Origin of the sequence: Streptomyces sp. NPDC059989, assembly GCF_042736975.1 — a bacterium.
Taxonomy (GTDB): domain Bacteria; phylum Actinomycetota; class Actinomycetes; order Streptomycetales; family Streptomycetaceae; genus Streptomyces.
This window is the reverse complement of sequence record NZ_JBHWUO010000001.1, coordinates 20,862-28,269: the sequence shown is the minus strand read 5'-3', so window position 1 is coordinate 28,269 and position 7,408 is coordinate 20,862. Positions and strand designations below refer to the sequence as shown.

The following is a 7,408-nucleotide window of genomic DNA, read 5'->3' as shown; positions in this document are numbered from 1 at the left end:
GATGACCGTGGTGGCGACCGTGGCGGCTTCCGCCGTGACGACCGTCCGTCGGGTGGCTTCCGCTCCGGTGGCGACCGTCCGGCCACGGGCAACGGCACGTACAACCGTGACGACCGTCCCTCCGGCGGCTTCCGCTCCGGTGGCGGCGACCGTCCGTTCAACCGCGACCGTCGTGACGACCGTCCCTCCGGTGGCTTCCGCTCCGGCGGCGCCGGCGACCGTCCGTACGGCCGCCGCGACGACCACCGTCCGTCCGGCTCCGGTTCCACCGGAGGCTTCGGCGGCCGCCGCGACGACAAGCCGCGCTGGAAGCGCAACGGCTGATTCCGGCCTGAGCTGAACCACTGACAGGGCCCCCACGACACCGTCGTGGGGGCCCTGTTGTGCACCCGGCCGCCGAGCGACAGGCCGGTAGCCGGATACCCGATCGGCTGACCGGCGCTATCCGGCTATGCTCTGGGGTGAGCACGTGGAGGGCCATTAGCTCAATTGGCAGAGCAGCGGACTTTTAATCCGTTGGTTGTCGGTTCGAGTCCGACATGGCCTACCGCTCAGAACGAAGCGCCCCACCCGAGTCATCGGGTGGGGCGCTTCGTCGTGTCGGGAGGTCGGGAGGTCGGGCCGTCAGGCCGAGATGCCGCGGCGGCGGCGGGCGCCGAGCCAGGCGGCGGCCGCGCCGAGGGCGACCAGGGCGCCGGCGAGGCCCGCGTACAGGCCGGTGGCCGAGGAGGAGCCGGTGCTCGCGAGGGAGCCGGTGGCCGAACCCGTGGTGGTGGTCAGGTTGGTGTTGCCCGCGGGGGCGACGGCGGCCGAGGAGGTGGCCGCGGCCGGCCGCACCTCGGGGGTGGAGGCCGGGGCCTTGGAGGGCGTCGTGGACGGCGTCGAGGAGGGCGCGGGCTCCGCGATCGGCTTGAGCGGGAAGGTCACGGAGCTGCCCTTGAAGGGGTAGGTGTTGCCCTGCGCGAGGCCGGTCTCCGCGTCCATCCTGATCGCGGTCTTCTTCGTGAGCTCCGTGTCCTTGCCCAGGCTGACCCTCAGCTGCACCGTGCGGACGCCGGCGGCGGCGCCGAAGCCCTTGGGAACCTGGGGCAGCCGGTAGCGGTCGTGGTCGCCCTCGACGTCCTGCCAGCGGCCGTCGATCAGGGCCTGGAGCCGGAAGTCGGCCTTCTCCGTGCCCGGGTGCGAGAGGGTCAGGGCGGTCGCGAGGGCGCTGTCGAACGTGCCGTCGCCGGTGGCCTGGTAGTTCAGGTTCAGGTACGCGCGCTGGTCCTGGCCGTCCATGCCGGAGTCGACCTGGTTGAACCAGGTCTTCAGCTCGCCCGCCTTGATCTGCGGGGCGACCTTGAAGACGTGGGAGGCGCCGGAACGGGGCTCCTGCCCGTTGGAGGGGGCGGCGGTGAGCTTGAAGTCCCCATCGTTGGCCGGGTAGTTCGCGCCGAGCCCGATGGTGACCTTCCAGGTCATCTTGCCCTTCGCGGGGATGTCGAAGCCGTGGCCCGCCCGTCCGGAGGTCGCGGGGTAGAACAGCCCCTGCCAGCCGCCGTCCTGCTGCCCGACCGAGAACTTGGTCGCCGGCGCGTCCACCGCGTCGACCTTGAAGAGGAGGTCATCGGCCTTCAGCGGGCTCGGGCCGGTCTGCTCCACCGGCAGCCACGGCTTGTACTCGACCGCCTTGTCGGACAGGTTCTCGACCGTCAGCTCGAAGGCCTCGGTGGCCCCGCCGCGGGTCAGCGGACCGTTGGGCACGGGGGTGCTCATCTCCGTGCGCAGCACGGCGGCGCCGTCGGCGCCGTCGGCGGCGGGTGCGGCGGACGCGGCAGTGGCCGAGAGCGGCAGCAGAGTGGTGACAACGCCGGCGACGACTGCGATGGCGGCTGCGGTGCGAACGGACATGGTGGACTCCCCCCAGGAATCACAAGGGCAACGGCAGAGCGCCGGGCCGGAAGGTGTGTGGATGGTGTCGCCCGGCCGGTGCGCGTTCCCCCTGGCCTTGGCGACAGGTGAATCATCGCCGGGGATCGATCCCGGAACCATCGCTGCTGTGTCACCGGCGTGCAACAGAGATGATCTTCGTTCGTGGCGCGCCCCGGAAGCCATGCTCCAGGTGGGTTTTAACCCCTCTGACCTGCGGTGATGGGGGTCCTGGGGGTGGGCCGGAGGTTAATTGGCGGAGGGCTCCCCCCGGATGGCGTAGAGTTGTGTTTACCGACGCGGGGTGGAGCAGCTCGGTAGCTCGCTGGGCTCATAACCCAGAGGTCGTAGGTTCAAATCCTGCCCCCGCTACTCAGTACGAAGGCCCGGTTCCCTTGTGGGAACCGGGCCTTCGTCGTGTTCCGGCCCGGGCGCCGGCATCTCACGCCCCGTCACCCGATCAGCCTCCGCCGGGTCGCCGTACGGGCACCCGTGCCGCCAGCCTTGAGGGGCGAGGCGGTGTCGGGCCCGCACTCGTGCGAGCGGCCGGGCGGCAGGAGAGGGCAGCGTGGTGGGGCTGAGCCGGCAGGACAACGGGGGGCGCGCGGGCGGCGGCAGCGCCGTGGCCCGGCGGGTGGTCCGGGTGCTGCCGGGCGCACTGATCCTCCTCGGGCTGGGTTTCGACGTGCTGACCCCGCCGAGCTTTACCGGATCCCCCTTCTTCTCCGCGGCCCCGCTGATCGCCGCCCCGCTGTTCAGCTTCCGGGGCACGGCGGTGACCGGGATGCTGTCCTCGCTCGCGGTGGTCCTGCTGCACATCTACAACGGCACCAGCTGGAAGGTCGAGGCGCTGACCGAGCTGGTCACGGTGGTGACCGTGTCCGGGCTGGCGCTCCTGATCAACCGGGTGGTGCGGCGCAGCGGCAAGCAGCTCGCCTCCGCGCGCGGGATCGCCGAGGCGGCGCAACGGGCCGTCCTGCCCACCCCGGCCGAGCGGATCGGCGGCATGCACGTCTCCGCCCGCTACGAGGCCGCCCAGGCCGACGCCTTCATCGGCGGGGACCTGTACGCCGTCCAGGACACTCCGTTCGGGGTGCGGCTGGCCGTGGGAGACGTACGGGGCAAGGGGCTGGGGGCGGTGGAGGCCGTGGCGGTCGTCCTCGGGGCCTTCCGGGAGGCGGCGGAGACCGAGCCGACGCTGGAGGCCCTGGCGCAGCGGCTGGAGCGGGCCCTGGCCCGGGAGGGCACCCGGCGCGACAGCCTGGACGCGGTGGAGGGGTTCACGACGTGCGTGCTCGGCGAGATCCCGCCCGGGGCGGGGGTGCTGAGGCTGCTCAACCGGGGCCATCCCGAGCCGCTGCTGCTGTACGCGGACGGGGAGCTGGCGGTGCTCGCCCCGGCGGAGTACGCGCTGCCGCTCGGCATGGGCGAGCTGGCCGGCCGGCCGGACCGGGCCGAGGAGTGGGAGTTCCCGGCCGGGACCACCCTGCTGCTGTTCACGGACGGGGTGACGGAGGCCCGGGACCGGGCGGGGGTCTTCTACGACCCGGCGGACCGGCTGCGCGGGCGGGTCTTCCCCGGGCCGGAGGAGCTGCTCGGCGCGCTCAGCAGCGATGTGCGCCGGCATACGGGGGGCGGGACGACGGATGACATGGCCCTGCTCGCGGTGGGCCGGCCGGGGGAGGGTCAGCCGGCGCGGCGGCGGACGGTTCCGGTGGTGCGCCGCAACGGAGACGCGTAAGGGCCAATCGTAACGGCGTGTAGTCGAAAGGCCGCTCTGCGCAAGGAAATTGACGAACCATCATGACGCGTGTGTGGCTGAAGAGATGGGGGAGTCGCTTGATTTTTGCCCGACTTGGTACCTATTTGTAGGTAAAAGCCCAGGCCAGAACCCATCGGGGAGTGGCCGATTGGTGGGAACGATCAATCGCAACAGCTTGGAATCACTCCCCCGCGTCTATTACCTTTCGATAACGCAGCGCGGTCGTCCCAGCCGTCGCAAGAGACGGCGCCGTGCGCGTGCGCGTCAATGAGGAGTGTGCCCCGGTGGCCTCCAACTTGCCTGCCCCTGAAGGCATCGAGATCCAGGAGCCGCCCACCGCGGGGGCCTGGGGCGAGTGGAATCCCACCGAGGATTCGGTCCGTCCGGTCCGCGGCAAGCACCGAGTGGCCAAGCCGCGCGGGGGACTTGCCCGCAGTTCCACCGTGCTCGGCGTCGGCGTGATCGCGGCGGTCGGGGCGGGCGGCATCGCCACCGCGCAGGACCGGCCCCAAGTCGCGATATCCCTGCCCTCGTTGCCCGACCTGATGACCGGCGAGGCCTCCGTGGGCGGAGTCGCCGACGACAACGGCCCGGACTCGGACGACGGTTCCGGGGCGGCGGCCCGGACGGCCGCACGGACGGGGATCATTCCGCGGCAGTCCGACCACCAGGCCGACGCCGGCGAGGTACTGCGCAACCGCATCCTCCAGCAGGCCGAGTCCCAGCAGGGCGCCGCCGAGGCGCAGGCCCAGGCCGAGGTCGAGAGGGTCGCCCGGGAAACCGCCGCCCAGGAGGCCAAGGACAAGGCGGAGGCCGCGCGCAAGGCGGCCGAGGAAGCGGCGGCCGCGGCCGCCGCGAAGGCGGAGCAGGAGGCCAAGGCGGCCAAGGAGGCCGCCGAGGCCAAGGCCGAGCAGGAGCGCCTCGCCAAACTGACCGGGAGCTACTCCCTGCCCACCTCCGCCTACACCCTCACCTCGCACTACGGGGACTCCGGCTCCATGTGGTCCTCCGGCCACCACACCGGCCTCGACTTCGCCGCCCCCACCGGTACCCCGGCCAAGGCCGTCGCCGCCGGGAAGATCACCTCGGCCGGCTGGTCCGGGGCGTACGGCTACCGCATCGTGCTGGAGCTCGAGGACGGTACGGAGATCTGGTACTGCCACCTCTCCTCGATGTCGGTGACCTCCGGCTCGGTGGCCCCGGGCGAGACCATCGGCCGGGTCGGTGCCACCGGCAACGTCACCGGACCCCACCTCCACCTGGAAGTGCGCAAGGGCGGCTCGACGATGGACCCGCTGGCCTGGCTGGAGTCCAAGGGCCTGAACGTCTAGGGCGGAGCGGAGCGGGGCGGGGCGGAGCGGCGCGGGTCAGGCGAGATCCGAAAGGGACGGCTGTCCGGCGTCCGCGCCCACCAGGTCCGGACTTCCGGCGTCCGCCCGCCTCTGAGCCGGTACGCCGGCCGGCGCGTCCGTAGGGCCGAAACCGGGGTCGAGACCGGGGCCGGTGCCCGGCCTGCCGCGGGCCAGGGGGTCGAACCACGGCGGGAGCAGTTCCTCCATGACCGCCGCGCGGGCCAGCGCGGGACCCGCCGTCGCCCGGCGCATCCACAGGCTGTGGAGCAACTCCCGCTCCCGCCCGGCGAAATCCGGCTCCTCAGCGGGGCCGCCGCGGCGCGCCCGGTTCCGCAGCAGGGCCAGCGCGGCCGCATCCGCCTCGTAGAGGGCGACCGCCCGGCCTGCGGCCCGGCCCCCGCTGCGCCGGGCCAGGGTGCGGGCCAGCGACCGGGCCGGCATCGACGCCAGCGCCGGTACTTCGGCCGGGCCGAGCCAGCCCGCGGCCGCGTACACCGCCAGCTCCCCGGCGACGGCCCGCAGTCTCCGGCGCCTTATCCGCACGGCGAGCCACACGAGCAGCCCGAACACCGGGACCATCACGGAGCCGTAGACCGCGTAGAACCCGTACTCCCCGAAATGCGAGGAGCTGTTCCACAGCGCGTGCAGTCCCATGGCGAGCGCCAGGCCCAGCAGCGGCAGGCCGATCCTGCGCGCACGGCCGGCGCTGACCGCGGCCGCGCCGAAACCGAGCCCGGTGAGCACCGTGAACAGCGGGTGCGCGAACGGCGAGAGCACCATCCGCACGAAGAAGGTCGCGGCCGTCACCGAGTCGAGGACGCCGGTGCCCTCGGCCACGTCCTCGCCGAAGGCGTTGCCGAGGTAGAGGATGTTCTCGGTGAAGGCGAAGCCCGTGGCGGTGAAGCCGGCCACCACGAAGCCGTCGGCCGGGCCGGTGAACTGCCGTCTTCGGAACACGAACACCAGCAGCAGGGCGGCCGCCTTGGCGCTCTCCTCCACCACCGGGGCGATCGCCACCGAGCCGAGCTGGTCGGCGTCGGAGGGGTCGGCGGTGGCCGCGGCTATCCACTGGGTGGCGAAGCTGTTGGCCAGTATCGCGATCAACGCCGCGGTGCAGGCACCCCAGCCGAAGCAGAACAGCAACTGAGTCCAGGGCGCGGGCGCGGCCCGGCCGAGCCACCGGAAGGCCGCCATGAGCGGCGGCACCGGCAGCAGGGCCAGACCGAGGCCGACGAAGAAGCCCGGGGTGCCGGTCTGCTCCCGCACGAGTTCGAGGATCGCGATCCCGGTGGCGGCGAGCAGGACGACGAGCACGCACATGCGGACCGTGCCCGACGTGCGTGCGAGCACGGAGGACAGCGCTCGGAACACATGATGACCCTACAGAGCGGGTCTGACACGCGCGGTGACGTTGTCAGTTCTCGATGCGGTGGAAGAGCAGGTCGTGTACGAGGTGGCCCTTGTCGAGTCCCTGGCCCTCGAAGCGGGTGAGCGGCCGGAAGTCGGGGCGCGGCGCATAGCCGCCGTCGGGCTGCGTGTTCTCGAAGTCCGGGTGTGCGGTGAGGACTTCGAGCATCTGCTCGGCGTACGGCTCCCAGTCGGTCGCGCAGTGCAGCACGGCCCCCGGGGCCAGCCGGGTGGCGGCCAGGGTGAGGAACTCGGGCTGGATCAGCCGGCGCTTGTGGTGGCGGGCCTTGGGCCACGGGTCCGGGAAGTAGACGCGGATGCCGTCCAGGGAGTCGGGCGGCAGCATCTCGCGGAGCAGGATGATCGCGTCGCCGTTGGCCACGCGGACGTTGGTGAGGCCGCCCCGCTCCGCGAGGGCGAGGAGGTTGCCCTGGCCGGGCGTGTGCACGTCGGCGGCGAGGATCCCGGTGGCGGGGTCGGCGGCGGCCATCTGGGCGGTGGCCTCGCCCATGCCGAAGCCGATCTCCAGGACGACGGGGAGGCCGTCGAAGAGGGCCTTCAGGTCGATGACGTCGTGACCGTCGATGTCCAGGCCCCAGGTGCCCCACAGCCGCTTCAGGGCCTCGCCCTGACCGGTGGTGACGCGGCTGCGCCGCGGCTGGAAGCTCCGGATCCGCCGCTCGTGGTGCGAGCCGGCCGGATCGGGCGAGGGCCCCTCGGGGAACCGGGGCTCGGTCCGCCACTTGGGGGGCACGTACGAGTTCGCCTCCGGCGCGGGTGCGGGCGCGGCGGGTGCGAGCTCGACGTCCGGGCGGCTGGGGGACTGGGGGTTCAGGGACTCAGACACAATGTGCCGATTCTACGACGGGGCGCGCGTCAGGGCAGCGGCCTGCCGGCCGCCCCGGGGCTCCGCCCCATACCCCGCGCCTCAAACGCCGGCGGGGCTGGATATGCCGCTGCGCGGCATATCCAGCCC

General features: G+C 72.6%; 5 protein-coding genes, 2 tRNA genes and 1 pseudogene. 5 read left to right on the top strand and 3 right to left on the bottom strand.

Going from position 1 to position 7,408, the window contains the following annotated elements; all coding sequences use genetic code 11:
• Both ACFWBN_RS00100 and ACFWBN_RS00095 read left to right on the top strand, forming a co-directional pair.
• Nucleotides 1–324, top strand: a pseudogene (locus tag ACFWBN_RS00100) (RNA helicase); the annotation flags it as partial.
• Between the two features lie 150 nt (nucleotides 325–474).
• Nucleotides 475–547 (top strand) — tRNA-Lys (locus ACFWBN_RS00095).
• A 77-nt stretch (nucleotides 548–624) separates the two neighbouring features.
• On the opposite strand, the gene ACFWBN_RS00090 is transcribed toward ACFWBN_RS00095, so the two are convergent.
• The gene (locus tag ACFWBN_RS00090) at nucleotides 625–1,893 is read right to left on the bottom strand and encodes a hypothetical protein (protein WP_385168055.1); all 1,269 of its coding nucleotides are present in this window, start codon (nucleotides 1,891–1,893) and stop codon (nucleotides 625–627) included.
• A gap of 316 nt (nucleotides 1,894–2,209) precedes the next feature.
• Between ACFWBN_RS00090 and ACFWBN_RS00085 the strand changes: the two genes are divergently transcribed.
• The 3 genes from ACFWBN_RS00085 to ACFWBN_RS00075 all read left to right on the top strand — a co-directional run bounded on the left by ACFWBN_RS00085 (nucleotide 2,210) and on the right by ACFWBN_RS00075 (nucleotide 5,004).
• Nucleotides 2,210–2,283: transfer RNA gene (locus ACFWBN_RS00085), tRNA-Met, on the top strand.
• A 199-nt stretch (nucleotides 2,284–2,482) separates the two neighbouring features.
• Complete coding sequence (locus ACFWBN_RS00080; protein WP_385168893.1) at nucleotides 2,483–3,652, top strand: PP2C family protein-serine/threonine phosphatase; 1,170 nt, start codon at nucleotides 2,483–2,485, stop codon at nucleotides 3,650–3,652.
• Between the two features lie 305 nt (nucleotides 3,653–3,957).
• Nucleotides 3,958–5,004 (top strand): M23 family metallopeptidase, encoded by a 1,047-nt coding sequence (locus tag ACFWBN_RS00075; protein WP_385168053.1) that lies wholly within the window; start codon nucleotides 3,958–3,960, stop codon nucleotides 5,002–5,004.
• Between the two features lie 36 nt (nucleotides 5,005–5,040).
• Here the strand turns inward: ACFWBN_RS00075 and ACFWBN_RS00070 are convergent, their stop codons facing one another.
• Complete coding sequence (locus ACFWBN_RS00070) at nucleotides 5,041–6,345, bottom strand: PrsW family intramembrane metalloprotease (protein ID WP_385168891.1); 1,305 nt, start codon at nucleotides 6,343–6,345, stop codon at nucleotides 5,041–5,043.
• A 94-nt stretch (nucleotides 6,346–6,439) separates the two neighbouring features.
• Entirely contained in the window at nucleotides 6,440–7,279 is an 840-nt protein-coding gene (gene trmB / locus ACFWBN_RS00065; protein WP_385168050.1) for a tRNA (guanosine(46)-N7)-methyltransferase TrmB, read from the bottom strand.
• Nucleotides 7,280–7,408: the final 129 nt, after the last annotated feature.